The organism is Mesobacillus subterraneus (genome assembly GCF_003937825.1).
Taxonomy (GTDB): Bacteria; Bacillota; Bacilli; order Bacillales; family Cytobacillaceae; genus Mesobacillus; species Mesobacillus subterraneus.
In genome coordinates, this window is the sequence record NZ_RSFW01000029.1 from 1 (window position 1) to 24,577 (window position 24,577).

At 44.3% G+C, this 24,577-nt stretch carries 24 protein-coding genes and 1 pseudogene; 22 read left to right on the forward strand and 3 right to left on the reverse strand.

All coding sequences use genetic code 11. The annotated features are described in order from the left end of the window. Nucleotides 1-684: 684 nt before the first annotated feature. The gene (locus tag EJA10_RS20695) at nt 685-2,139 is read right to left on the reverse strand and encodes an aldehyde dehydrogenase family protein (protein WP_125481962.1); all 1,455 of its coding nucleotides are present in this window, start codon (nt 2,137-2,139) and stop codon (nt 685-687) included. 157 nt (nt 2,140-2,296) lie between these two features. Here EJA10_RS20695 and EJA10_RS20700 point away from each other — a divergent pair, with 157 nt between their 5' ends. From EJA10_RS20700 to EJA10_RS20760, 14 genes and pseudogenes are all read left to right on the forward strand, one after another. Beyond that, nucleotides 2,297-2,473: an amino acid transporter gene (locus EJA10_RS20700; protein ID WP_125481942.1), complete on the forward strand. Its 177-nt coding sequence runs from the start codon at nt 2,297-2,299 to the stop codon at nt 2,471-2,473. 13 nt (nt 2,474-2,486) lie between these two features. After that, entirely contained in the window at nt 2,487-2,942 is a 456-nt protein-coding gene (locus tag EJA10_RS20705) for an NUDIX hydrolase (protein WP_125481943.1), read from the forward strand. 205 nt (nt 2,943-3,147) lie between these two features. Beyond that, the gene (locus EJA10_RS23570; protein ID WP_170169208.1) at nt 3,148-3,291 is read left to right on the forward strand and encodes a hypothetical protein; all 144 of its coding nucleotides are present in this window, start codon (nt 3,148-3,150) and stop codon (nt 3,289-3,291) included. Between the two features lie 21 nt (nt 3,292-3,312). Then, nucleotides 3,313-3,636, forward strand: coding sequence for a hypothetical protein (locus EJA10_RS20710; protein ID WP_125481944.1), 324 nt, complete (start codon nt 3,313-3,315; stop codon nt 3,634-3,636). A gap of 104 nt (nt 3,637-3,740) precedes the next feature. Beyond that, nucleotides 3,741-4,247 (forward strand): GNAT family N-acetyltransferase, encoded by a 507-nt coding sequence (locus EJA10_RS20715; protein WP_125481945.1) that lies wholly within the window; start codon nt 3,741-3,743, stop codon nt 4,245-4,247. Nucleotides 4,248-4,584: 337 nt separating this feature from the next. After that, the gene (locus EJA10_RS20720; RefSeq protein WP_125481946.1) at nt 4,585-5,625 is read left to right on the forward strand and encodes a sensor histidine kinase; all 1,041 of its coding nucleotides are present in this window, start codon (nt 4,585-4,587) and stop codon (nt 5,623-5,625) included. After that, nucleotides 5,606-6,232, forward strand: a complete 627-nt coding sequence (locus EJA10_RS20725) for a response regulator transcription factor (RefSeq protein ID WP_125481947.1) — start codon at nt 5,606-5,608, stop codon at nt 6,230-6,232. Before EJA10_RS20720 ends, EJA10_RS20725 begins: the two co-directional genes overlap by 20 nt. A gap of 190 nt (nt 6,233-6,422) precedes the next feature. After that, the gene (locus EJA10_RS20730; protein ID WP_125481963.1) at nt 6,423-7,358 is read left to right on the forward strand and encodes an ABC transporter ATP-binding protein; all 936 of its coding nucleotides are present in this window, start codon (nt 6,423-6,425) and stop codon (nt 7,356-7,358) included. A 13-nt stretch (nt 7,359-7,371) separates the two neighbouring features. Next, nucleotides 7,372-8,565 (forward strand): ABC transporter permease, encoded by a 1,194-nt coding sequence (locus EJA10_RS20735; protein ID WP_125481948.1) that lies wholly within the window; start codon nt 7,372-7,374, stop codon nt 8,563-8,565. After that, a complete protein-coding gene (locus EJA10_RS20740) occupies nt 8,558-9,682 on the forward strand; it encodes an ABC transporter permease (protein ID WP_125481949.1) in 1,125 nt (374 codons plus the stop codon). The genes EJA10_RS20735 and EJA10_RS20740 overlap by 8 nt, the downstream gene beginning before the upstream one ends. 220 nt (nt 9,683-9,902) lie before the next feature. Beyond that, nucleotides 9,903-12,554 (forward strand): annotated as a pseudogene (gene mutS, locus EJA10_RS20745) (DNA mismatch repair protein MutS). A gap of 30 nt (nt 12,555-12,584) precedes the next feature. Then, nucleotides 12,585-14,507 carry a DNA mismatch repair endonuclease MutL gene (gene mutL, locus EJA10_RS20750; protein ID WP_125481950.1) on the forward strand — a complete coding sequence of 641 codons (1,923 nt, stop codon included), beginning with the start codon at nt 12,585-12,587 and terminating at the stop codon, nt 14,505-14,507. Nucleotides 14,508-14,678: 171 nt separating this feature from the next. After that, complete coding sequence (locus EJA10_RS20755; protein ID WP_125481951.1) at nt 14,679-15,125, forward strand: hypothetical protein; 447 nt, start codon at nt 14,679-14,681, stop codon at nt 15,123-15,125. 103 nt (nt 15,126-15,228) lie between these two features. Next, the gene (locus EJA10_RS20760; protein WP_125481952.1) at nt 15,229-15,747 is read left to right on the forward strand and encodes a DinB family protein; all 519 of its coding nucleotides are present in this window, start codon (nt 15,229-15,231) and stop codon (nt 15,745-15,747) included. A gap of 49 nt (nt 15,748-15,796) precedes the next feature. On the opposite strand, the gene mreBH is transcribed toward EJA10_RS20760, so the two are convergent. Beyond that, entirely contained in the window at nt 15,797-16,804 is a 1,008-nt protein-coding gene (gene mreBH, locus EJA10_RS20765) for a rod-share determining protein MreBH (protein WP_125481953.1), read from the reverse strand. Between the two features lie 263 nt (nt 16,805-17,067). Here mreBH and miaA point away from each other — a divergent pair, with 263 nt between their 5' ends. The 4 genes from miaA (at nt 17,068) to EJA10_RS20785 (ending at nt 19,924) form a co-directional block, all read left to right on the forward strand. Next, the gene (gene miaA / locus EJA10_RS20770; RefSeq protein WP_125481954.1) at nt 17,068-18,021 is read left to right on the forward strand and encodes a tRNA (adenosine(37)-N6)-dimethylallyltransferase MiaA; all 954 of its coding nucleotides are present in this window, start codon (nt 17,068-17,070) and stop codon (nt 18,019-18,021) included. A gap of 29 nt (nt 18,022-18,050) precedes the next feature. Continuing rightward, a complete protein-coding gene (hfq, locus tag EJA10_RS20775) occupies nt 18,051-18,281 on the forward strand; it encodes an RNA chaperone Hfq (RefSeq protein WP_125481955.1) in 231 nt (76 codons plus the stop codon). A gap of 362 nt (nt 18,282-18,643) precedes the next feature. Next, entirely contained in the window at nt 18,644-19,594 is a 951-nt protein-coding gene (gene spoVK, locus EJA10_RS20780; protein ID WP_125481956.1) for a stage V sporulation protein K, read from the forward strand. Between the two features lie 99 nt (nt 19,595-19,693). Next, nucleotides 19,694-19,924, forward strand: a complete 231-nt coding sequence (locus EJA10_RS20785; RefSeq protein ID WP_125481957.1) for a glutaredoxin family protein — start codon at nt 19,694-19,696, stop codon at nt 19,922-19,924. A 36-nt stretch (nt 19,925-19,960) separates the two neighbouring features. On the opposite strand, the gene EJA10_RS20790 is transcribed toward EJA10_RS20785, so the two are convergent. Beyond that, nucleotides 19,961-21,184, reverse strand: coding sequence for a TolB family protein (locus EJA10_RS20790; RefSeq protein ID WP_125481958.1), 1,224 nt, complete (start codon nt 21,182-21,184; stop codon nt 19,961-19,963). 128 nt (nt 21,185-21,312) lie between these two features. Between EJA10_RS20790 and EJA10_RS20795 the strand changes: the two genes are divergently transcribed. The 4 genes from EJA10_RS20795 to EJA10_RS20805 all read left to right on the forward strand — a co-directional run bounded on the left by EJA10_RS20795 (nt 21,313) and on the right by EJA10_RS20805 (nt 24,393). Beyond that, a complete protein-coding gene (locus tag EJA10_RS20795) occupies nt 21,313-22,632 on the forward strand; it encodes a S8 family peptidase (protein WP_125481959.1) in 1,320 nt (439 codons plus the stop codon). 188 nt (nt 22,633-22,820) lie between these two features. Beyond that, nucleotides 22,821-23,840 (forward strand): STAS domain-containing protein, encoded by a 1,020-nt coding sequence (locus EJA10_RS20800; RefSeq protein WP_125481960.1) that lies wholly within the window; start codon nt 22,821-22,823, stop codon nt 23,838-23,840. A gap of 124 nt (nt 23,841-23,964) precedes the next feature. Continuing rightward, entirely contained in the window at nt 23,965-24,117 is a 153-nt protein-coding gene (locus EJA10_RS23575; RefSeq protein WP_170169210.1) for a hypothetical protein, read from the forward strand. Nucleotides 24,118-24,171: 54 nt separating this feature from the next. Then, the gene (locus tag EJA10_RS20805) at nt 24,172-24,393 is read left to right on the forward strand and encodes a hypothetical protein (RefSeq protein ID WP_125481961.1); all 222 of its coding nucleotides are present in this window, start codon (nt 24,172-24,174) and stop codon (nt 24,391-24,393) included. Nucleotides 24,394-24,577: the final 184 nt, after the last annotated feature.

Genomic DNA, 24,577 nt, shown 5'->3' on the forward strand with positions numbered 1-24,577 from the left:
TAGGGGCGAGCTCACGGACAACTTTTCACCTGAACCCTTGAAACCTGTCCAATAGGGGCAAGCTCACGGACAACTTTTCACCCAAATCCCTGCAAGCTGTCCGATTGATAGATTAAAAGTGTAGCCCAACTCTAAAAGGAAAAAATCGATGAGCACACAGAATAAAGTTGGGAAGTCATTAAATGAAAGAGAAGTATGAAGGAGTTTCAATTTACGATACCATGGAGCAGTTCGGTAGAGGAAGAGTCAGTCTTTCCAATGCCCGATCATTAAGGATATTGGACACCCATCCCATAATTCAACTATTCATTGAACATGCTGAGATGAATAGTTGAATTCCATTGTGGAATGCGGAAGAGGAAATCATTAGAGAAGTGTCACGAATCTCGGGTTTGAAAGTTGAGAAGGCGATAAACCTTACCATATTTCGTCTTCCAAAACCGAAGTCAGCTAAGAAATATTTGGGCAGTCAATTTGCTATGTATGGCAAATTTAAATGGTTTACCGTAAATTTGGGCAATCATAAAAAGTGGGTTTTTCATGCAGGACATTGGGCAACGGAATTTAATGTGAAAGTGAACCGTCTAAATGGGGCAACGGAGGTGTTCTTCACCATATTGATTTACCGTTGTGGAAGATGAAAATAGGAAAGGCTGGACCATAATTGGTTCAGCCTGTTTCTATCTAAAACGGATACTTGCGCGGGTTTGTCTGTGCTGAGATCCACTGGACAGTGGTGAACTCTTCGAGAGACCATTCGCCGCCGAACCTTCCCAACCCGGAGTCTTTTTCTCCTCCGAATGCGACGAGAGGTTCATCGTTAACGCTCTGGTCATTGACATGGACCATTCCGGATTCAATTTGCTTGGCCACCTCTACGCCTTTTTCTACTGAGCCTGCATGCACAGCTCCGCTAAGCCCAAACGGTGTATCATTGGCTACGCGAATGGCTTCTTCCTCGCTATCAACAGAAATGATCGTTACGGCTGGGCCGAACATCTCGTTTTTAGCAGTGGCAACATCGTTGCTGCCAGTGAGCACGTATGGTGACATTAGTGTGCCGTTTGCAGACCCTTCTAGAAGGACCTTGGCACCTTCCGATTTAGCTTTTTCAATTTCGCCAAGAATCCGCTCGACTGCCCCTCGGTTGATAAGAGGTCCAACAAGAGTATCCTGTTCGCGCGGATCTCCGACCTTTAGGCTTTTTACCTTCTTCACGAATTTCTCGACGAATTCTTCGTAGCGGTCTTTATGGACAATCACGCGATTGACCGCCATGCAAATTTGTCCATTGTGCATGAATTTACCGAAGATCGCTGAATTCACCGCATGGTCGACATCGGCATCCTCAAGAACAACCAGCGCGTTGTTGCCTCCAAGCTCCAGGGCGACTTTCTTAATATTTTTGCCGCACAAAGCTCCAATATGTCGTCCCACTCCAGTCGAGCCAGTGAAGGAGATCATCCGGGGGATTGGGTTTTCTACAAATGAATCGCCGATTTCTCCTATATCAGATACCGTGACATTCAACAAACCTTTTGGAAGTCCGGCTTCTTCAAAAATTTTCGCAATCACTGTTCCGCCGCTCATTGCAGTTTGCTCATCAGGTTTTAGCACTACACCGTTGCCGACGGCTAATGCAGGTGCCACAGAACGCATCGACAGATACATAGGGAAGTTAAAAGGGCTGATGACACCAACGACCCCAAGTGGTTTACGATATACCCTGTTTTCCTTGCCAGGGACAAGTGAAGGCACCATTTTGCCATCCATCCTTAATGGGAATGATGCGGATTCCCTTGTGATTGCAATACAGAAATCCACCTCAACATTGGCTTTTATATGGGTGGATCCTGTCTCGCGGACAATGAGATCGACCAGTTCCTTTCTCCTATTTGTCATGATCCTTACCGCGTTTTCCATGATTGTCGAGCGTTCAAAAGGGTTTACATTCTCCCATTCCTTTTGTACTTTTTTCGCAGACTCATATGCTTCACTTATGTCGTCGACGCCAGCCATCTTGAATTCCGCCAGTACTTCATCATTGTACGGATTTGTATCTTCAAAACGGCTTTGCCCCGTCCCATCCCGCCATTCACCGCTGATATATTGTTTATTCAGTTCCTTATATAATTCCATCATTCTACCTCCTGGTAACATAGTCTCTTATTTTATTTTCCCAAGAGACCCGTAGGTTAAAAGTATTTTTAATGATTGGAAGGAGATTCATCTAAACACACGAATAGTAAAATAGAGAAAAAAGTTCCATTTTACGGGCCGAACAGGAGGAAACGGAATGGCAGACAAAAAACCGATCAACGACGCGATGGAGCATATGAACCAGATTGAAGGTTTTCCAGCAGATGTGGATATGAAGAAGCTTCCAAAACCACTTAGGTATTTTGGCTATGTAATGTTCAGTTTCTTTTCACTCACCATCCTTTTCATGATTATCATGAAGTTACTGAGCTAAGGTGGGTGACAGGATGATCATTTTTGGAGAAAAAGAAGCAAATATAAGCTATACCTGGAGGCCGGGTGTCTATGGGATCGTATTCAATGAGAAAAAAGACCAAATTGCTTTGATCCAGACAGAAGATGGAAAGTACTTTCTTCCTGGAGGAGGACTGGAAAACGGGGAAAGCCACTCTGAGTGTCTTTTAAGGGAAGGCATCGAAGAGATGGGAATGGTCTTGGAGCTGGGTGATTTCATCGGCAGTGCCCAGCGATACTTCTTCTCTACAAAGGATCGGAAACATTATTTGGTCGAAGGTCATTTCTATTCAGGCAAGATAAAAGGCAGAGCTGGTGACCCGACGGAACCAGGACATTTTCTCAGGTGGACAGCCACGGAAGAAGCTGTTGCGCGTTTATTCCAGGAGCACCAAAGCTGGGCAGTTGAAAGGGCGTTAATGATGGGGAAAAACGTCACTTCCAGCTGATGTACATCCATCATGAAAAAATGACAGGAAGTTCGAAAGTCCGACAGCATTTGGGAAAATCAAATAAACCGAAATACCCCTTTCCTTTTATGCCTGCTTAATGATAAGGTAAGCTTAACCAATCCCCTCATTGAGAATTTTTGTTTGACGTAAGGAAATAGTGGGAAAATATCTACCAGAAAAGATAAGGATAATGAGGGCGATTATGGAAAACAACATTGAATACCGGATCTTTCGTGAAGAACTGAGTAGACTTCATAAAGAGTACCAGCGTTGCAAGGATCCCTCGATAAAAAAAGAAATAACGAAGGATATCGAGCTTTTAGTAAACGCACTTCAAACGATCTAATAATTAGCAGGAGAATTTCTTATGAATAAACTTTTAAATGATCCAGAATTTTTGACTTTCTGCGAAACGGCCATGCCAGTCGAAGTGGTGGAGAAATTCACGAACAACATCCGGGGACTTGAAAATATTGCACTTCGATCAATCGCATCACGAAACAAGCTCCCGGCAAACGTAGTGAATTTCTTATTGGCTTATTTCTACAGCCACTATGGAAACCAAGTATATAATCGTAATGACCTTGCACGGCTTTATGATTACTGGGCTTCCAATGATGTTCGGACAATGGCCAAGGCAGCTGAAATGGCAAACGAGGATATCGAAAAAATCCTCAACACATTAAAATGATGGATGATTGCAAACAGGCCGTTTTTGAGTGGCCTGTATTTTTTTTGAAGGGAAATCACCAATTAGTAACGAAATTCTAATAAGTGATATTAGGGGGGAATTGAATGCTGAAAGAGTACCAGATTAAACTTGCAGCTTTTAATGATGGAAAAAAGGTCATCAACCTTTTAAAAAGAAGTGCACAATGGATGAAAGACAACAGCATTAACCAATGGCAATACCTTTTAAGCGGCGGGGATGATGAAGAAATCCTGAATGCGATAAAAGGAAATGAAACATATATCGTCTTAAACGATCAAGATATCATTGCCACATTCACACTTTCACCAGACCAAAGTGAGTGGGACAGACACATTTTTGGTCCGGAAGCCAATCTTGATTCATTGTACATGCATCGGCTCGCTGTTTCGCCCGATATAATTGGGAAGGGGCTCGGCAAAGAAATCTTGGATTGGATCTTTGAAAATGTCAAAACAGATAAAAAATTTTTAAGACTCGACTGCGTAGCCGGAAACCATAAACTAAATCAATTTTATCAACATAATGGCTTTGAATACATAGGTGAAACAGACGAACACAGTAAATATCAAAAAGAACTTAATCATGAATGATAATAAGGAGGTTGACTCAAGGTGGAAAAAAAGACCTGAGAGCAGCCTCTTTTATCATTTAATCTATTAATGTGATTTAAATTATTGAATTCGTGAAGGAAAGAGTGATTTCCTTCTTCGAAGTTCCTATTTTGTCTGCCATAATGGCTCCCTTTTAAGTAGGTTGTGTGCATCCCAACCTAAAGGTTTGGAGCACCCTCATAATATTAGTAATGCTCAATACAAGCAGAATTCACTTAATGTTAATAAACCCTGTGCGGTAATGGCTGTTGGAGAGGTTAAAATGAAAGTGTGGATAAAATCGAGACCGAAGCAGGTTTATTAGCGAGGGGTCATTATGTTGATGCAGGAAGAGTTTTTAGCAGAGATTGTCGACCATCTGCCTGAAGGCATGATTGTTATGGATAAGGAGCGGACCATCCATTATCTGAATGAAAAAGCGGTTCTCATGACTGGCTGGCAAATTGGAGGAAAAGTTCCGTATTGCACGTATTGTCAGGAACGCGAAGTTGAAGCTGATGAAAATAGGTGTATATTAACCTCTGAATCACCGATTCCGTTTTTTAACTCTCACATGGCTGTATACGAAGGGCTGGAAGAGTTTGAAATGTCCTTGAAAAAGCTGCACATATCAAATGAGGATTATTATGTGCTCAGGCTTCGCCACCCTGTTCGGAATGAAAATAGTGAAAGGGCACGATTCCATGAGCTGCTTGTTCAGGAAACGATGCTTGCCCAGGAGGCGGAACGGAAAAGGATTGCGCGCGAGCTTCATGACCATATCGGTCAAAGCGTCTACAGCATCTTCCTTGGTCTGGAAGTGATCAAGCAAAACATCAGTGATGAGCACTATCAGAATCATGTTACCAATATGGTCAATGTAATGGAAAAGACGCTCGATGATATTAAACGCCTGACAAAAAGCCTGAGGCCGGAAATCGTTTATGATATCGGGCTGGAAAAATCCCTTTATCAGGCAGTAAAGGATTGGCGAAAGCTGTATCAGATCGAAATCTTTCTGGAAATGGAACTCAATCAGGAGCAGACACTAGATCCGGAGAAGGAGCTGCATCTTTTCAGAGTCATTCAGGAAAGTGTCGCCAATGCTGTCAGGCATGGAAAAGCTACCTATTTTTCCATCCATTTGAAATCCTACTTTCAATATATCTTTTTCCATCTATATGACAATGGGAATGGATTCATTTCAGAAGGATGCAAAACGAAAGGTCTGGGCTTGAAACATATGTATGAGCGCTGCAAGATGCTTGATGGGGACATCAGATGGATCAGCAAGGAAGGCGGTCCAACCCGCGTGGAAGGCTTTGTTTCTCTGACAAGCAGCGAAGGAGAGAGAGAAAATGAACTTAATGATCATTGATGACCATGAAATTGTCCGTGATGGATTAAGCATGCTGCTTCAGCAGTCATTCTGCATTGATGGGCGGATATGCGCGTGCGATGGTTATGAGGCGATTAAAGCAGCTGAAAGCTTTTCGGCTGACCTGGTGCTCCTTGATCTCTCGATGCCAGGCGGACTCGATGGCCTGACGACGCTTGAAAAACTTAGGAAATTGCTGCCTGATGCCAAGATTGTCATCTTTTCAATGCATGATGATGTGGGGTATCAGAGAAAAGCCTATGAGGCAGGAGCAGACGGATATTTAATCAAGCAGCTCAAACGGGACGATCTTGTCCAGTCGCTCGATCAGATTTTGGCGAACCAGAAAGTCTTTGATACACATGTGTGGGAAGGTCCATCAGAGGGCGATTATTTCCATCAAATTGACCTTCCAATCACGAAACGCGAGAAAGAAGTCTTTATCCTGACAGTTAAAGGGTATTCGCAGAAAGATATTGCCGAAAGGCTTAATATTTCAGTAAAGACAGTCGAAAACCATCGCCAAAAAATCGGGGAAAAACTTGGGACACATAAACGGTACGAGTGGGTTGAAACAGCAAGAAAGTATAATGTCTTTCAAACTTAGGTGCAGGATGATTTCCTGCATTTTTTTGTTTATTTTCAAAAATAACTGCTGCCAGTTCATTTTAGTACAATGGACCATTCCAAAAAAAATTCAAAATTGAGATATATCTCTAATGGAATTTATTTCATATTTTAGATGGTTTTGAGATAATGATATTAATATAGGTCGAAAGTAGGTGGCAGAAATGGGGATATTAGAGGTTCGGAATTTAACGAAAAGATTCAAAGCTTTCGAGGCCGTCAAGGAAGTTTCTTTTACCATTGAGAAAGGTGAATCATATGGTCTGCTTGGTCCGAACGGTGCAGGGAAAACGACCACAATCCAAATGATTTCCGGGTTGTTTCCGCCAACTTCAGGGACGATTGAGGTAGGGGGCATTGATATGGTCGGGAAGCCTAAAAGGGCACAGGGGCTGCTGGGCATTGTACCACAGGAGATTGCTCTTTATCAAAGTATGAGTGCCAGAGAGAACCTTATCTTTTGGGGGAAAATGTACGGATTAAACGGAAATCATCTGCAAAAACGGGTAAATGAAGTGCTTGGAATAATTGGCCTCGAAGATTGTGCCAGAGAGAAGGTGGAGACATTTTCCGGCGGAATGAAGCGCAGAGTGAATATCGGGGCAGCGATTTTACATAACCCTGACTTGCTGATTATGGATGAACCAACCGTGGGCATAGATCCGCAATCGCGCACACATATCCTTGAAACGGTAAAAAGGCTCAACAGCGAAGGGATGACGATCATCTACACGAGCCATTACATGGAAGAGGTTGAATATCTATGTGAAAAGATTGGAATCATGGACCATGGTCAGTTCATTACCTCGGGAACGATCACGGAGTTGAGAGAAACCATTGGAGACCGTTCCCGCATCGTGATGAAATTCACACAGAAACCTGAGCTTGAAAGGGTAATAGAAAATCCGGCTTTGGCGATCCGTAAGGAAGATTTGCTGTTAAAAGATTCAGAGTTGACTATTTTTCATAAAGATCCGCAAGTGGTTTTAAGTGAATTGATCCAGTCTGTGACGGCAGCCGGAGCTGAAATCACTTCTGTTGAGATTGTGGAACCCAATCTGGAAAGTGTGTTCCTCCATCTTACCGGTCGAAGCCTGCGGGATTAAGGAGGGCAATTCAATGGGATTTTGGTGGCTTGCACTGAAGGACGCGCTGATCATTGGCAGGGACCGGAAGGCACTGCTTACATTGGTTTTTATGCCCATATTACTAATTGGCATTCTGGGAGCGGCTTTTGGCAATATGTTGGGTGATGAAGAGCCTGAGTCTATTAAAAAATTCAGCGTTGCTGTAGTCAATCTTGATGAAGGGGAATTTGGGGGCGTATTGCAGAAGGACGTATTGATGGAAGGCCTGCCTGAACTCGTTTCCGCTCAGTCGATGACAGAAAAGGAGATGGAGGAACAATTGAAACAACAGAAGATGTCTGTAGGCATCATCATTCCGAGTGATTTTACAAATCATATCATTTCAGGAGACGAGGCCGAAGTTAAAATTGTATCGATTCCATCCGCGTCCATACAATCGATGATTGTGGAGAATATAGTCTCCCAATTTACGCAATCGGCTGCAGTCAATGTGATTGGAAGGCAAATGGCTCTACCGGCAAATACGGGGGCCGATTCTGATGTACCGGCAGTGGCTGTCCAGGAAGAATCATTCAAAATGATGAAGGAAGAAGCGGTCAGTCAAGATCAGCAGCCTGTCAGTTCCTTTCAGTATTATGCAGCTGGCATGGGAGTCATGTTTTTAATGATGACCGTCATCACCGGAGTCAGTGCCATGATCGAGGAGAAAGAGCAGGATGTTTACAACAGACTCCTGGTATCGCAGCTAACAAACTATGAATACTTGTTTGGAAAGTTCATCGGCTTGCTGTTTATGTCAAGTGTTCAATTCATGATCATCATACTGGGAACCAGTGCGCTTTATGGTGTCCACTGGGGTGAATCATTCGCAGGAGTCACATTACTTGGCATTGCATTCGTTTTCAGCGTCTCGGGTCTCGGGGTACTCCTTGGCTCACTTGTCAAAACAGAAAAGACATTCAATGCTGTAGGAATGCTTGTCACGCAAATAATGGCGGCCGTGGGGGGCAGCATGGTTCCGCTGTATGCATTTCCGGATTGGCTGAATGAATTGGTTAAAATCCTTCCGAATGCATTGGCGCTGCAGACATTCCTCGAATTGATGTCTGGAGGCAGACTTTCAAATGTACTGGCAGAATCAGGAGCTTTGTTTGCTATTGGCTTTGGCTCACTAGCCATCGCAGCCATGGTCTTGTCTCGAAGAAGGAGGGCTTTGCATGCGTAGGGTCTTTTCCATTGCTTTCTTGCATTTTAAGACGTTATTTAAAACCCCATCTGCCATTGTCTTGATGTTCGTGATGCCAATCATGTTCAGCTTGATTTTTGGCGGAATGGGGATTGGAGAGTCTTCAGGGAACAAAGCCGTCGTGCTGATTGTGGCTTCAGAAAACGAAGTGAACGAAAAGGTGGTGAACCTTCTTTCTTCTAATACCCAATATACCTGGCGCGAGGAAGAAGAGAGCGCAGCCAGGGAGCTGGTGAAAAACCAGGAAGCGATTGCAGCAGTGAAGATTGATGATTCCATCGAGGAAAGTTTCGGAAAATCAACGACCCCGTTCAGTATGATCGTCCAGAGAAAAACGCAGGAATACATGGCACTAAGTAATTTTATCGAGGGACTGGGAAGCACGCTCTATCAAGCTTACAGGTTTAGCCCTGACACTCAAACGTACATACTTCTGCTTGAAAATCTGGGTGAACGTGAGGCTATCGAGGTCAGTCAGTCGGTGATCCAGAAACAGGCATCAAAGTCAGAAGCAGTCGGCATGATGGCGATCGGTTTTACGATTATGTTCATGATGTTTGGCATTTCCGGTGCAGCATCAGCAATCCTTGAGGAGAGAGTGGGCGGAACCTGGCAGCGGCTGCTAACCTCGCCGGCGACAAAAGCACAGGTAATGACAGGATATTTACTGTCCTATTTCCTTATGGGGGCCATACAGCTTGCGGTTCTGATGATAGTGATGAAAGGGATGTATGGATCTTCATGGGGCAGGCTTACTTACTTCATTCCGTTCGCTGTACTGGTCATTGTCACCATTGTCGGATTCAGCCTCATGATGGCCACCATCGTCAAAACAAGACAGCAGTCAAGCGCTTTGAGTGCTTTGGTGATTGTCAGCACATGCATGCTTGGCGGTGTTTACTGGCCAATTGAAATTGTTCCAGAATTCATGCAGCAGATAGCCAAGGCAGTACCGCAAAGCTGGATGATCACAGGATTCCGGGAAATTGTCAGCGGAAGCTTGCACTTACCTTCAATCCTGTACGCAACAATCGTTCTGCTGATTTTCAGCATTGTGTTCTACGGGATTGGCTTGAAAAAAATCAAATACCAATAAAGAATTACCAGTCCCAGTTAAAGGGACTGGTAATTCTTTTTAAGGGGATTCTATCGAAAAATAGCATTTGTCGAGTTATAATAGATATTTAGAGTAAGAGTCGAATGCATGAGCCTGTTTAGTAAAGCAGTGCCTTTGCATTGCACGAAGAAGCACAAAACGGTTTAGCAGATCCTGCATACCGGAAAATAGAGAGCAAAAGTGAATGTTGGAGGAGAATATGGCTACATATACCCCTATGATCAAGCAATACTTGCAAGTGAAGGCAGATTATCAGGATGCCTTTTTATTTTTCCGCTTAGGCGATTTTTACGAGATGTTCTTTGAGGATGCCTTGAAAGCATCACAGGAACTTGAAATTACCCTTACCAGCAGGGAGGGTGGCGGTGAGGATCGGATCCCGATGTGTGGTGTGCCTTACCATTCAGCTCCAAACTATATTGAACAGCTGGTTGCCAAAGGTTATAAAGTGGCGATTTGTGAGCAAACTGAAGACCCGAAAACTGCCAAAGGTGTCGTCAAGCGTGAAGTTGTCCAGCTGATTACCCCTGGAACGATGATGGAAGGCCGTGGTCTATTAGATAAAGAAAATAACTTTATTGCGACGGTTTCCATTTTTCCAGGAAATCGCTATGGTTTTGCCTGCAGTGACCTGTCGACAGGAGAAAGCAGGGCTACATTGATCAATGGAAGCATCGATGAGCTGATCAATGAACTGTCCATTTCAGGTGCCAAGGAGGTCGTCATCGACAGTTCGTTCCCGGCGGAAATCTAGAAGAAACTGAAAGAACGCTCGATTCTGGCATTATCAATAGAGGATAACGCTGACCTTAATGAGAGTTTTTCAACTTTATTCTCAGAATTGAATGATGAGAAGATTAGGACGACTGCAGCCCGATTATTCAATTACTTGTACAGGACCCAGAAGCGCAGCCTGGAACATTTACAAAAAGTGTCTGTCTACAAGGTCAAGCAATATATGAAGATCGATTATTTTTCAAAACGAAACCTTGAACTGACTGAAACCATCCGCGCGACTGTAAAAAAAGGTTCGCTATTATGGCTGCTTGATGAAACGATGACAGCCATGGGCGGCCGGATGCTGAAGCAATGGATCAACAGGCCGTTGATAGACAATGGGGAAATCAGCCGCAGACAGGAATTGGTCGAGCTTTTCGTCGGCCATTTCTTTGAGCGCCAGGAATTAAGAGAAAAGCTGAAAGAAGTATATGACCTTGAACGCCTGGCAGGCAGGGTCGCTTTCGGCAATTTAAACCCGCGGGATTTAATGCAGTTGAAGAGGTCCTTGCTGCAGGTTCCGTCTTTAAAGCACATTTTGGAGAATCTTCCGCATGAAGAAGCCAGTCGCATGGCTGAACGTCTTGATCCATGTGAAGAGGCTGCGGATTTGCTTGAGCAGGCGATTGTCGAGAATCCGCCGATTTCCTTAAAAGAGGGAAACATCATCCGGGACGGCTATGACAAGCAACTGGACCAATATCGTGACGCCAGCAGGAATGGAAAGACATGGATCGCGATGCTTGAGCGCCAGGAGCGTGAAAAGACCGGAATCAAATCGCTGAAAGTGGGATACAATCGTATCTTCGGCTATTATATCGAAGTGACCAGGGCAAACCTGCATCTATTGCAGGAAGGCCAATACGAGCGGAAACAGACACTTTCGAATGCGGAGCGTTTTATTACTCCTGAGCTGAAGGAAAAAGAGGAACTGATCCTTGCTGCAGAGGAGAAAAGCGTTGAGCTTGAATACCAGCTGTTTGTGAACATCCGAGAAACAATTAAAGAGTTTATTCCTAGGCTCCAGGGATTGGCGAAAGCATTAAGTGAATTGGACGTAATTCTTGGGTTTGCAGAGCTTAGTGAACAGCGGCGCTATGTCAAGCCTGTATTCTCATCTGAGAAGAAAATCGTCCTGAAGGATGGCCGCCATCCTGTTGTCGAGAAAGTCATGGATGCACAAGAGTATGTGCCGAATGACTGCTTCATGGACAGTGAGCGGGAAATCCTTTTAATCACCGGGCCAAATATGTCTGGTAAAAGTACCTACATGCGCCAGGTAGCCTTGACCGCAATCATGGCCCAAATCGGCTGCTTTGTTCCTGCGTCGGAAGCGGTGTTGCCGATTTTTGACCAGGTATTTACAAGAATCGGTGCGGCGGACGACCTGGTTTCCGGACAGAGTACGTTCATGGTTGAGATGCTTGAAGCCAAGAACGCTATCACGAATGCTTCAAGTGACAGCCTGATTCTTTTTGATGAAATCGGCCGAGGGACTTCCACTTATGATGGAATGGCACTTGCTCAGGCGATGATCGAATATATCCACGACAAAATCGGTGCGAAAACATTGTTTTCAACCCATTACCATGAACTTACCTCACTGGATCGTGAATTATTCAAATTGAAGAACGTCCATGTTAGCGCCGTCGAACAGAACGGGAAGGTTGTCTTCCTCCATAAAATCAGGGAAGGCGCGGCGGATAAGAGTTATGGAATCCATGTGGCCCAGCTGGCCGAACTGCCGGCAGACCTGATCAAGCGTGCTTCTGAAATCCTTGAAGTACTGGAGCAGACAGATGAAAAAGTTTCGTATGAGCTAAATACTAACAAGGATGGGCATGAACAGCCTTTGACCGCAAAAGAACAAACTGCGCTTCAGCATGCAGAAACAGCAGCAGCTGCACAGCTGTCCTTTTTCGATGAAGAACCGGCTGCTGCTAAAAAAGAAAGCGGGCCAAGCAAAAAGGAAAAGCAGGTGCTTGACCAATTAAGCGGCCTGGAAATCCTGGATATGACACCGCTCGATGCGATGAATATGCTCTATGAATTGCAGAAAAAGCTGCGGAAGTAAATAGAAGAATGATTGCTGGAGGTGAGAGGAATGGGGAAAATCATTCAACTCGATGATGCTCTGTCAAATAAGATTGCGGCTGGTGAGGTCGTTGAACGCCCAGCTTCCGTCGTAAAGGAATTGCTTGAGAATTCGATTGATGCCAATAGCTCCTTAATTGAGATTGACCTGGAAGAGGCAGGGCTGGCAAGGATCAGGATTACGGATAACGGAGATGGAATAGAGGAAGAAGATGTCCTTGTCGCTTTCCAGCGGCATGCAACAAGCAAAATCAAGAACGAAAATGACTTGTTCCGGATCAGGACCCTTGGTTTCAGAGGCGAGGCACTCCCGAGTATTGCCTCCGTTTCCAGACTTGAAATGAAGACGTCCACTGGAATCGAAGGTAATAAAGTGATCATTGAAGGCGGAAGAATCGAGTCGGTTGAAAAGGCAGACAGCCGAAAAGGGACGGACCTTATCATTACAGATCTGTTTTTTAACACACCTGCCCGCCTGAAATATATGAAGACGATCCATACTGAACTTGGCAATGTCACCGATGTAGTCAACAGGCTGGCGCTCGCCAATCCGCATATTTCCTTCAGGCTTGTCCATAATGGCCGCCAGCTGTTGAAGACAGCCGGAAACGGCGACGTTCGCCAGGTTCTGGCTGCCATATACGGAATCAATATGGTCAAATCCATGATTCCTATTTCAGGTGAGTCGCTTGATTATAAAATCAGCGGCTATATCTCCATGCTGGAAATCACAAGGGCATCAAGAAATTACATTTCCACGATGATCAATGGCCGGTTTATCAAGAACTATGCACTGGTGAAAGCAATCCAGGAGGGGTATCATACCTTATTGCCTATTGGCAGGTATCCGGTTGTCCTCTTGAACATTGAAATGGATCCACTTCTGATTGATGTGAATGTTCATCCATCCAAAATGGAAGTGCGTCTAAGCAAAGAGCAGGAGCTGAATGAACTCGTTTCCGGTGTCATTAAAACTGCGTTTAAAACGAAGGAATTGATTCCTGCCGGTTTTGTTACCAAGAAGCAAGAAAAACCTAAATCCGAACAGACTTTCATGGACCTTGACCATCTTCCAGAACCGGAGAAGGCGTCAATCATGCAAAGCACTGTCAATAGCAGGCCGGCCATTGAAGAAAAAGCAGCTGAGCTGAACCATCGGTACAAGGCTGCAGAACAGAGAGAAATCCGGGAGACGACTGCTCCAAACTGGCAGAATGCATTTATAGCGCAGGAAACGGTGGTCATTGAGCCAGTCGCCCATCTCGATGAGGATATAAGAACAGCAGATGAATTCCTGCAAGCCGAAGAATCGCCAATAACTCAAGAACCACAAACAGAGGAAAAGGCTTCACGAGTGCCTCCACTATATCCAATTGGACAAATGCATGGCACCTATATCCTTGCCCAGAATGACAAGGGTTTATATATCATTGACCAGCATGCAGCACAGGAACGAATCAAGTATGAATACTTCCGGGACAAAGTAGGAGAAGTTGCAACAGAGCTTCAGGAAATGCTTGTGCCCATCACTCTTGAGTATTCAGCAGACGAATGCATTAAAATCAACGAACATCAGCATGGGCTTGAAAAAGTAGGAGTGTTCCTTGAGCCATTTGGCTACAACAGCTTCATTGTCCGCTCCCATCCACAATGGTTCCCGAGCGGCGAGGAAAAACAGCTGATTGAAGACATGATTGAACAGCTCTTGGCGATGAAAAAAGTGGATATTAAGAAGCTGAGGGAAGAGGCTGCAATCATGATGAGCTGCAAGGCCTCAATCAAGGCCAACCACCACCTGCGCAACGATGAAATCCAGGCTCTGCTGGACGAATTGAGAAGGTCGTCTGATCCGTTCACATGCCCTCATGGCCGTCCGATCATCGTGCATTACTCCACATATGAAATGGAGAAAATGTTCAAACGAGTCATGTAGAAGAAAAAACAGTGTTTCCTTAAGGAAATGCTGTTTTTTTTTTCAATTATCTTTAGAATTGGATAAAAATTCTTGTGTGTTGGTAAATTATAGTGTAAAATTACACTATAAACAGTGTGTTAGAAACAAATTGAAATAGATGAGTAGGAAGAGAAGAAAGGGGGCGGTCCATTGTTTGTTTTTTCATTATTACTCACGATCGTGCCTGTTGTTATTGTCATTTTCATCATAGCTTTAGCAGTGAAGCATAAGGAAGAAGGGGGAGAGAATGTGGTCAGGCATTTATACACATATCTTGTTTTGTTCGCGACCTTGATGATGGTCATCGGCGGAGGAGTTTCCATATTCATGGCCACTGCGGACCTTGTCAGCCCGCCAGGATATTACCAGAGCTATTCAGAATTCAAGCAAATGAATATGTATGAAAAAATGGAAGGCACCAAGAAAGATATACCCGAAGAAGAAATGCGCAGCAATTATGAAATGTATGTAACAGAAGAAAAAGCAAAGCAAAAGGACCGGGCAATCAACCAAATTATCAAAAGCCTCGGTTTTATCGTCATTCCGCTGCCAGTGTTCATTTATTTTAATAGGTTAAGAAAACAATATAAAGAATAATGCCAGGGGCACTGTGGGAACAGTGCCTTTTTATATGGTCGGAAAAGGATTTATCAGTATGATACAGAATTAATAGATAGATAAAAGGAGAGGACGTGGAAAGATGTTTAACCGCCCAGCATTGGAGGAATTCCCTGAATATACGAGGAATTATATTGATTTGGTTCCGGAAGGAAATATTATTGATATTTTAAAGACTCAGCAAGAAATGGCGTATTCTCTATTATCCGGCATTACTGAGGAACAGGCGCAGTACCGCTATGGTAAGGGGAAATGGTCATTGTCTGAAGTTCTGGGGCATTTATCGGATACGGAACGCATCATGTCCTACAGGATTTTGAGGATTGCACGTGGTGACAGGAGTCCTCTTGAAGGTTTTGATGAAAACAGATTTGTGGAGGAAGCAATCTTCCACCTTCGCCCAATGGCTGATTTACTGGAAGAGCACCAAAATGTCAGGAAGGCTACAATCAGTCTTTTAAAGGGCTTGCCAGTAGCATCCCTTAAGAATAAAGGTAATGCCAATGGATATCATGTGACAGTCGAAACCGTCGCTTATATGATTGCCGGGCATGAACAGCATCACCTTAAAATCATTAAGGAAAGATATTTAGGAAGTTAAGAAAAGAGACCGCCAAATCGGCGGTCTCAATGTTTTGAATACAATACTCTTATTTCACAGCAGGCTGCAGCTTATGGATATATTGCAATGCCTTGCCCGTACCGATTGCCACGGATTCCAGCGGGTTAGGCGCGATGTGTACCGGAACGACCATCTCGCTGCCCAGCCAATCCTGCATGCCGTTCAGCAATGCTCCGCCGCCAGACAGGATGACGCCGCGGTCAACGATGTCGCCGCTCAGCTCTGCTGGGCAGTCTTCAAGTGTAGAGCGGATTGCTTCCATGATATGAAGCAAGGATTCCTTGATCGCATCGCGGATTTCATATGAATTCAGCGTAACCGTTTTTGGAAGGCCGGTTACAAGGTCACGGCCGCGGATTTCCATTTCCATCTTTTCATGGTCGACCAGCGCATAACCGATTTCCATTTTGATTCTTTCAGCGGTTCTTTCACCAATCAGGACGTTGTATTCTTTGCGGACATACTGGACAATATCCTCGTCCATTCGGTCACCTGCGATACGGATCGAGTGGCATGCTACGACACCGCCATAGGAAATGATCGCAACTTCAGTCGTTCCGCCGCCGATGTCGACGACCACGTTGGCAACAGGCTCATCAACTGGAAGTCCCGCACCGATCGCAGCAGCAACAGGTTCTTCGATCAGGTGCACCTTTTTTGCGCCTGCATTTCTGACTGCATCCTGGATTGCGCGTCTTTCAACGCTTGTGGACCCGGATGGGGTGCAGACGACAACATCCGGTTTACGAAGAGAAAAGCCGCCTTTTTTGGAAGCTTTCTTCATAATTTGCTTCAGCATTTCAGTCGTCACGTCGAAATCAGCAATGACACCATCCTTCAATGGACGGATCGCAACGATTTTACCAGGTGTTTTTCCGATCATTTCCTTCGCTTCCTTGCCGACAGCAAGGACATTTTTTGTTTCCGTATCAATCGCCACAACGGAAGGCTCGTTCAGGGCGACTCCTTTATTTTTACTATATACAAGAGTATTTGCTGTACCTAAATCAATTCCAATTTCTGTAGTTGATAACATTCGTTTTCACCCAGTTCTCTATAGTTTATTGAATCCCTCATAGACTTCTATTAAACTATCATGAATTTGGGGGTGAATGGGAGTTTGTTACTGAAACGTTATCTAACTGTAAAAGTTGAGGAAAATTTTTTCAGGTAAAATGATATAGAAGAATAATTTTCGAAAAATAGGGGTATAATGCATAGATGTTCAACTGCTTTCTATTTAATGGTAAAATGAGTGTAGGATGTCAGCAGCTATAAGAAAAGGCAGTGTGAAATTTTTTGAAACAAAAACAGAAAGTGATTGTGCTTATTGGGCCGACTGCTGTCGGCAAAACAAAACTAAGTATTGAACTGGCAAAAAGATTCAATGGTGAAATCATCAGCGGTGATTCGATGCAGATTTATAAGGGAATGGACATAGGGACTGCAAAAATCACCCAGGAAGAGACGGAAGGTGTTCCACATCATTTAATTGATATTAAAGAGCCTAATGAAAGTTTTTCGACTGCGGAATTTCAGGATTTAGTACGCAGGAAAATTGCAGAAATCAGTTCCCGCGGCAAAATGCCGATGATTGTAGGTGGGACAGGTTTATATATTCAGTCCGTCATCTTCGACTATCATTTTACGGACGCTCCTTCAGACCCTGACTTCCGCCGCAAGCTGGAAGAAGAGGCAAAGGAACACGGACAGGAATACCTGCATGAAAAACTGAAAGAAGCGGATCCAGAAAGTGCGGAAAGAATTCACCCCAATAATCTCAGGCGTGTCATTCGGGCTTTGGAAATCATCCATTGTACCGGGAAAACAGCAGGGGAACTGCAGGAGAACCAATCTCCTGAGTTGTTATATAATACCGCTCTGGTTGGCCTGACGATGGATAGGGAACGCCTTTACGAACGAATCAATCTTCGCGTCGACCTTATGATGGAACAAGGGCTTCTGGAAGAAGTGAAGTACTTTTATGAAAAAGGATTAAGGAATTGTCAATCCATACAGGCCATAGGGTATAAGGAGCTTTATGACTACTTCGATGGCAAGGAGACGCTTGAAGGAGCGGTCGAGAATCTGAAACAAAATTCCCGCCGCTATGCAAAAAGGCAGCTAACCTGGTTTCGAAACAAGATGAATGTGGAATGGTTTGATATGACAGAGTCTGTAGACGCTGAAAAAAAATTCGCCGAAATTTCCAAGTTCATTGAAGGAAAGCTCGAGATAAAAGCGAATACATAATAATAGAGATAAAAGAGGAGGATCCGCCCATGAAACAAGTGAACATTCAGGACCAGTATTTAAACCAATGCCGTAAGGACAACATTAACGTAACCGTCTTTTTGCTGAACGGTTTTCAGTTAAGAGGCCAGATTAAAGGTTTCGACAACTTTACTGTCCTTTTTGAATCCGATGGAAAACAGCAGCTAGTGTACAAACATGCCATTTCAACCTTCGCCCCGCAAAAGAATGTCCAGATCGATTTCGAGGGACAGGCTTAATAAATAACATGCAAGGAAACCCGCTATCATGGCGGGTTTTTTGTTTTTGGGAGGAGATTCTTATGGAGTTGATAAGATCTTTCAAGAAATTCCTGAAGAAAATTTAAAAATGAATTCTCTTCTTGGTGAATACATATAAATATAGGAGTTTATTTTTTAATGGTACTATTTTCGTTTTAGCCGCCCTCAATATTTTTCCCAGATAAACGATCGATAGAAAATTCTTAGCCTGGCAAATCGACCGGGAGTGGTTTTCAATGTCCAATAATAATGGATATCCTTTAAGGATATGCCTGAAATAGGCGGATATCACACATACAGCTTAGATGCGTATACTGTTTCCAGAATGAGAGGTGAGTTCTTTGGACCAACCGCTTCGCAAAAAAAACAACGGTCAAATCAGCATTGTATTGAATGCACAGAAGAGGAAGACGTTGACGAAAGAATTGCCTGATCCGCAGCTGGTTCCAAAGTCAATTCCACAGGAACATGCCGCCTTAAAAGAAATCGAGGAGGAACTCGGGGCGCTTGTCGGCATGGAAGAAATGAAACGGATGATAAAAGAAATCTATGCATGGATCTATGTGAACAAAAAGCGTGAGGAGTTGGGGCTGAAAGCGGGAAAACAGGCTCTTCACATGATGTTCAAAGGCAATCCGGGTACAGGGAAGACGACAGTAGCAAGGATTATCGGAAAGCTGTTCCAGAAGATGAACGTCCTCTCAAAAGGGCACTTGATTGAAGCAGAGAGAGCAGACCTTGTGGGTGAATATATTGGCCATACCGCCCAAAAAACACGTGATTTGATAAAAAAGGCAATTGGTGGGATCCTGTTCGTTGACGAAGCCTATTCCCTCGGCAGAGGAGGGGAGAAGGATTTCGGCAAAGAAGCAATCGATACTCTAGTCAAGCATATGGAGGATAAGCAGCATGAATTCATCCTGATCCTCGCGGGCTATTCACGTGAGATGGACTATTTTTTGACGCTGAATCCCGGGTTGCATTCCCGCTTCCCGCTTGTCATAGATTTTCCCGACTATTCGATTGACCAGCTGATGGAAATTGGCCAGCGGATGCTGAAGGAAAGGGAATATACCTTAAGCCATGAGGCTGAACGAAAACTTCGTGAACATCTGATTTCGGTCAAGTCAACATTAGGGTCCGCTGCTTTTTCGAATGGGCGCTATGTCCGTAATGTCATTGAAAAATCCATCAGGGCACAGGCAATGAGGCTTCTGATGCAAAACCAATATGACAAGCACGAATTGATGACGATCCGCAGCAATGACCTGGTATTCCCCGAAGATAAGTGATGGATAAAATAATGTCAGCAGCTATTGTTGACATTATTTTATGTGTTTGTTAATATACCCTTACGGGTATAAAACGCCAAGATACGGGGGAATCAAGCCATGAATGAAATTACAGTCTATACAACCAACACATGTCCTTACTGCACGATGCTGAAGAACTTCCTGGATGACAAAGGAATTGCCTACAAAGAAGTCAATGTACAGCAAGACCCAATCGCAGCCCAAAGGCTGGTCAATGCAACAGGACAAATGGGTGTACCGCAATCGAATGTAAATGGACACTGGGTATTGGGATTTGATCCTAATTCAATCATGTCTTATCTGAAGTAGGAAAAAGGGATTCCGTAATGGAATCCCTTTTTTATATCAATCGTAAAAGACAATGGCATCCACATTGTCAATCCATTTTTGGGCTGAGGAACCATCCGGATTTGCGCTCCACAGTGTTCTGTTTTCATCCGTTATCGACTTGCCCCTCAGCCAGATGATTTTATCAATGGATTTAACATATTGAGGCTGGTAGTCACCAAAACCTTCGGGTGAATTGGTGATTTGGCGCTGTTCCTTAGTATCGATGTTTATGAAAGTTAACGAGGGAAGCGGGTGGTTGGCAAAATCGTTAGACCATTCTTTTTCTTCAATCCTGGAGGTCACGATACTTCGATTGCTGACCCAGTCAAAGTCAACATCAGCATACTTCTCAGGTGTATAGGTACCATTCGCAGGCATTTCTTTTACCTTAAGGTCCTTATTTTTGAAACCAAAGACAATCCTTCCGCCTCCGGCTATGAAAGCCAGAGTGTCCTCGGAAGGAGCCCATTTAGGTTTGCCGACCTCGAAAATCACTTCATCCAATACTTCAAATCGCGATCCTTCATCAGAAATGACACAGAGCATATTGCTGTCCATAGACAATGACGCAGTAGGGGAGACGGTGAAGGAAATCCATTTACCGCTTGGTGAATACTCAAAGTCCCCGGCATAAATGGCAGGAATTTTATTATTGCTGATCCCCAGCTCCTTAGGCAGCGTTAAAAACTCCTTCGACCCGCCAAATAACACGACGTCTTCAAAGGGCTTTGCCACCTTCTTTTTAAAGAGGATGGCACTTGTCCAGCCGTCAGGCCGCAGGACTCCTGAAGAGGAAAGGAGAAACCCGCTTCCGTCAGGCAACCAGACGTAACTGTTAACGCCGGTAGCGACATTATAAAATTGCTGTGTATCTGAGATGTTCAGAATCCCTTTTGCGTTGAACGCGATCAAATCTTCCTTAGGCGACCAGGTGGGTGAATAGCCATCATAAAATATCTTCTTCTTTTCCCCGGTATCTACATGATAGGTCCACACTTCCACCTGCAGCTCATTTTGCTCGAATTCCGAGGGCGTCTGCAGCTGATACATCAGTCTTTTTCCATCAGGGGACCATTGCGGCTTCGCAAAAGCATTGCCGGAATCTGTGATTTGCTGCTCTTTTTGATCAATCAACGTCCAAATGTTCCCGTCCCTCAAGAAAGCCGCTTTTGCAGCTGCTTCGACTGAGGGAGTGACTAATTGTAAAAAGAGGATAGTCAAAAGAAAGAGTTTGTACATAAAGAGGTTTCCTTTCTATGCGCTATTACTATTATGGTGTCCAATTCTTAAAAAAGTGGACAAACACCGTTTCCATTTTCCTTTTCCTTTCATAGCTTGGTACTAGCTTAAGGAAAGGAGGAAAAAGTATGTTTGGTTTTTCGATGATCCAAATGGTAAGGTCCAATGCCGATAAACTGGATTTAACATTGCGGCAAACCATGGTTGGGCTCTACACACCTTTTAAGTGGACCCCCTGCATCCTGCACTCAACCCTCGAGGGATTCCTGAAAAAAACAAAAAAATTCCCCGTTGTTGTTGAGTTTAACGGAAGCTGTGCTTTTGATGAGGCAGTCAAAGGTTCTCACATGGAAGCAAACAATCATATCCGGTCAAAAATGAAAAGGCAAATCCCCAGCACATCATGCTGCAGTATGGATGTGACGCCCGCAGCACTTGAAGAATTATTGACATCATGTTTGTTCATCAAGAAAATCTATTATGACAGACAAGTGAAGGCTCTTCTGGATGTAGCTACATCTTCTGTTCGGGCAAACAACAGCAATTTGGATGCGGGAATGTCAGGGAACGGGGTTACAATTGCAGTAATTGATACGGGTATTTATCCGCATCAGGACCTGGCGGGCAGAATTGTGGCTTTTAAGGATTTGGTAAATGACAGGACTGAGCCATATGACGATAACGGGCATGGTACACATTGCGCAGGCGATGCAGCTGGAGACGGAGCAGCATCCGATGGACAGTATAGAGGTCCGGCACCCGAAGCAAATCTCGTGGGCGTCAAGGTTCTGGATAAACTTGGTTCTGGCTCGCTGTCGACTGTGATGGCCGGTGTAGAATGGTGTATAGAGTACAACCGCTTAAATTCTGATAACCCGATCCATATCCTGTCCATGTCATTAGGAAGCGACCCTCAATCACCGTCAGAGAATGATGACCCGATGGTCCGTTCAGTAGAAGCCGCCTGGAACAGCGGTATGGTAGTATGTGTGGCTGCCGGGAATTCAGGACCTGACCCAGGAACGATTGCCAGTCCGGGTGTAAGTGAGACAGTGATCACCGTTGGAGCAATGGATGATTTCAATACACCTAATATCATTGATGATAAGATCGCCACATTTTCAAGCCGCGGGCCAACGGCTTACGGCAAATCTAAACCTGATGTCGTGGCGCCGGGAGTGAATATCATTTCATTAAGATCGCCAAATTCGTACCTGGATAAACTGCAAAAGGGGAACCGTATTGGTAGCGAATACTTTAGCTTATCTGGTACCTCGATGGCAACGCCGATTTGCGCAGGTGTCGCAGCCCTGATTATAGAAAATAATCCTGGGATTCCACCGAATGAAGTAAAACGAAGAATCCTTGAAGGTGCAGAACCATTAGGTACGGCTGAAACCTATGGAAAAGGGTATTTGAATGCCGAGAAAGCTTTATCTATTGAGTAAAATACGTTTTTCTGAATGTCCCCAAACTTCGAGAGGCATTTTTTTTTCGATGGCTGGTTTGGATTTTTGCTAAGTGGGTATAAAGAATCGGATATCCCTTTTTTAATTTTGGCTGAATAGGGAAAACTAAACAGCATGACAAATTTGGTATATATTAATGACATAGATAGATAAAGGAGTTTTTACTAATGGGGTATGAGACTAAACAAACCATTGAAGGCTATGAGTTTGGCTGGGATGTGAAATCTGGCAAATTTACATTTGAAGGCCAGGATGCTGTACTATTCTGGATTTCTTCAGCAATGAGGACATTCTTCGATACCATTGAAGAAATTTCAGGGGAAGAGGCGTCCAACCTTGTATTCGAATCAACAGGCTTTCGCCAGGGACTTGTTGTCGGCCAATATTTTGAAAAAATGAAAGAAGTCACTGTAGCCGAAGCCGCCGAGATGATTACCAATACATATGCGACTGCAGGCTGGGGTTTGACGGTCATCAAGGATCTGGATTTCGAATCAAAGACATTCACCGCATTCATGAAGGACAGCTGGGAGCACAAAATAAATGTAGCCCAGGGTAAAACAAAGGGAGGCAGCTTCCTGGCTGCGCACTATGCGGGAGTATTTACCGGTTTGTTCGGTACAAATATCTGGTATAAAATCAAGCAGCACCAGCTAGATGGCCATGAGTACAGCATGATCGAATACTTCCCATCTGAAGTGACCATTGCTGATAACATCCACCAGCTCGCGCGTAAAAAAGAATCGGAACAGATCAGAAAACTCGAAACCCTTGTGGAAGAAAAGACTGCAGAATTAAAGGAATTGGTGAATAAACTTTCCTCGCCGATTATCCCTGTTCTTGAAGGAATCGTCGTCGTTCCGCTGATCGGGAAGTATGAAGAAGACCGGGCGGATCAGTTGATCGTCAATACACTAAACCGCCTGCCGGCCTATAAAGCAAGCTACCTTGTACTGGACCTGACAGGGATGGACCAGGAAATCGGTCCGCATGCCGTAAGCCTGATCGAAAAAATTGGCTCAGCAGCAAGATTGATTGGGACCAAAACCATTCTTGTCGGTATTTCTTCATCGCTCGGAATCGAAATCACACAATCCAATATCAACCTTTCGAAATTCGACTGCTTCCAGACACTGCAGCACGGCATCCATTATGCAATTGGGCAGATGGGACGGAAGATTATCTAATGAACAGGCTCTTTTCATAAACTTTGTTGCTTTAGGCCTTCAATCCTGCTGGGATTGGGGGTTTTTAGTTTTACATTAAAAAATGAAAAAACTTCGGACAAAATTTGGTGCAGGAGCAGTGAAAATGTCGAAGTTGACAGGACTTCGGACAACATCCGGTGGAGGAGCAGTGGAAATGTCCGAAGTTGGCAGGACTTCGGACAAAATCCGGTGGAGGAGCAGTGGAAATGTCCGAAGAGGGCAGAACTTCGGACAAAATCTGGTGCAGGAGCAGTGAAAATGTCCGAAGTTGATAGGACTTCGGACAAAATCTGGTGCAGGAGCAGTGAAAATGTCCGAAGTTGATAGGACTTCGGACAAAATCCGGTGTGGGAGCAGTGGAAATGTCCGAAGATGGCAGGACTTCGGACAAAATCCGGTGTGGGAGCAGTGGAAATGTCCGAAGATGGCAGGACTTCGGACAAAATCTGGTGTGGGAGAAGTGGAAATGTCCGAAGATGGCAGGACTTCGGACAAAATCCGGTGGAGGAGCAGTGAAAATGTCCGAAGTTAATAGGACTTCGTACGATATTCGATATAGACCCGTTAGAAGGTGTTACGGAATTACTTGTATTATTCGAAAAGCAATAATCTATACGAAACAGCTAATGAAAAAAGGCTATTGAGTCAGTAAAGTGCGCAAAATAAAAAAGCAGAGCCAAATTGAACTGCACCCCAATTGTTAGACACACCTAACA

Bases quoted from the DNA above. Each gene is read 5' to 3' on its own strand.
- EJA10_RS20715 (WP_125481945.1), top strand. From the start codon at position 3,741: ATGCTGAAAGAGTACCAGATTAAACTTGCAGCTTTTAATGATGGAAAA.
- EJA10_RS20760 (WP_125481952.1), top strand. From the start codon at position 15,229: ATGTTTAACCGCCCAGCATTGGAGGAATTCCCTGAATATACGAGGAAT.
- EJA10_RS20790 (WP_125481958.1), bottom strand. From the start codon at position 21,184: ATGTACAAACTCTTTCTTTTGACTATCCTCTTTTTACAATTAGTCACT.
- EJA10_RS20705 (WP_125481943.1), top strand. From the start codon at position 2,487: ATGATCATTTTTGGAGAAAAAGAAGCAAATATAAGCTATACCTGGAGG.
- EJA10_RS20720 (WP_125481946.1), top strand. From the start codon at position 4,585: ATGTTGATGCAGGAAGAGTTTTTAGCAGAGATTGTCGACCATCTGCCT.
- EJA10_RS20695 (WP_125481962.1), bottom strand. From the start codon at position 2,139: ATGGAATTATATAAGGAACTGAATAAACAATATATCAGCGGTGAATGG.
- mutL (WP_125481950.1), top strand. From the start codon at position 12,585: ATGGGGAAAATCATTCAACTCGATGATGCTCTGTCAAATAAGATTGCG.
- EJA10_RS23570 (WP_170169208.1), top strand. From the start codon at position 3,148: ATGGAAAACAACATTGAATACCGGATCTTTCGTGAAGAACTGAGTAGA.
- EJA10_RS20795 (WP_125481959.1), top strand. From the start codon at position 21,313: ATGTTTGGTTTTTCGATGATCCAAATGGTAAGGTCCAATGCCGATAAA.
- EJA10_RS20700 (WP_125481942.1), top strand. From the start codon at position 2,297: ATGGCAGACAAAAAACCGATCAACGACGCGATGGAGCATATGAACCAG.
- EJA10_RS23575 (WP_170169210.1), top strand. From the start codon at position 23,965: ATGTCGAAGTTGACAGGACTTCGGACAACATCCGGTGGAGGAGCAGTG.
- EJA10_RS20735 (WP_125481948.1), top strand. From the start codon at position 7,372: ATGGGATTTTGGTGGCTTGCACTGAAGGACGCGCTGATCATTGGCAGG.
- EJA10_RS20805 (WP_125481961.1), top strand. From the start codon at position 24,172: ATGTCCGAAGTTGATAGGACTTCGGACAAAATCCGGTGTGGGAGCAGT.
- hfq (WP_125481955.1), top strand. From the start codon at position 18,051: ATGAAACAAGTGAACATTCAGGACCAGTATTTAAACCAATGCCGTAAG.
- mreBH (WP_125481953.1), bottom strand. From the start codon at position 16,804: ATGTTATCAACTACAGAAATTGGAATTGATTTAGGTACAGCAAATACT.
- EJA10_RS20800 (WP_125481960.1), top strand. From the start codon at position 22,821: ATGGGGTATGAGACTAAACAAACCATTGAAGGCTATGAGTTTGGCTGG.
- EJA10_RS20725 (WP_125481947.1), top strand. From the start codon at position 5,606: ATGAACTTAATGATCATTGATGACCATGAAATTGTCCGTGATGGATTA.
- EJA10_RS20710 (WP_125481944.1), top strand. From the start codon at position 3,313: ATGAATAAACTTTTAAATGATCCAGAATTTTTGACTTTCTGCGAAACG.
- EJA10_RS20740 (WP_125481949.1), top strand. From the start codon at position 8,558: ATGCGTAGGGTCTTTTCCATTGCTTTCTTGCATTTTAAGACGTTATTT.
- EJA10_RS20785 (WP_125481957.1), top strand. From the start codon at position 19,694: ATGAATGAAATTACAGTCTATACAACCAACACATGTCCTTACTGCACG.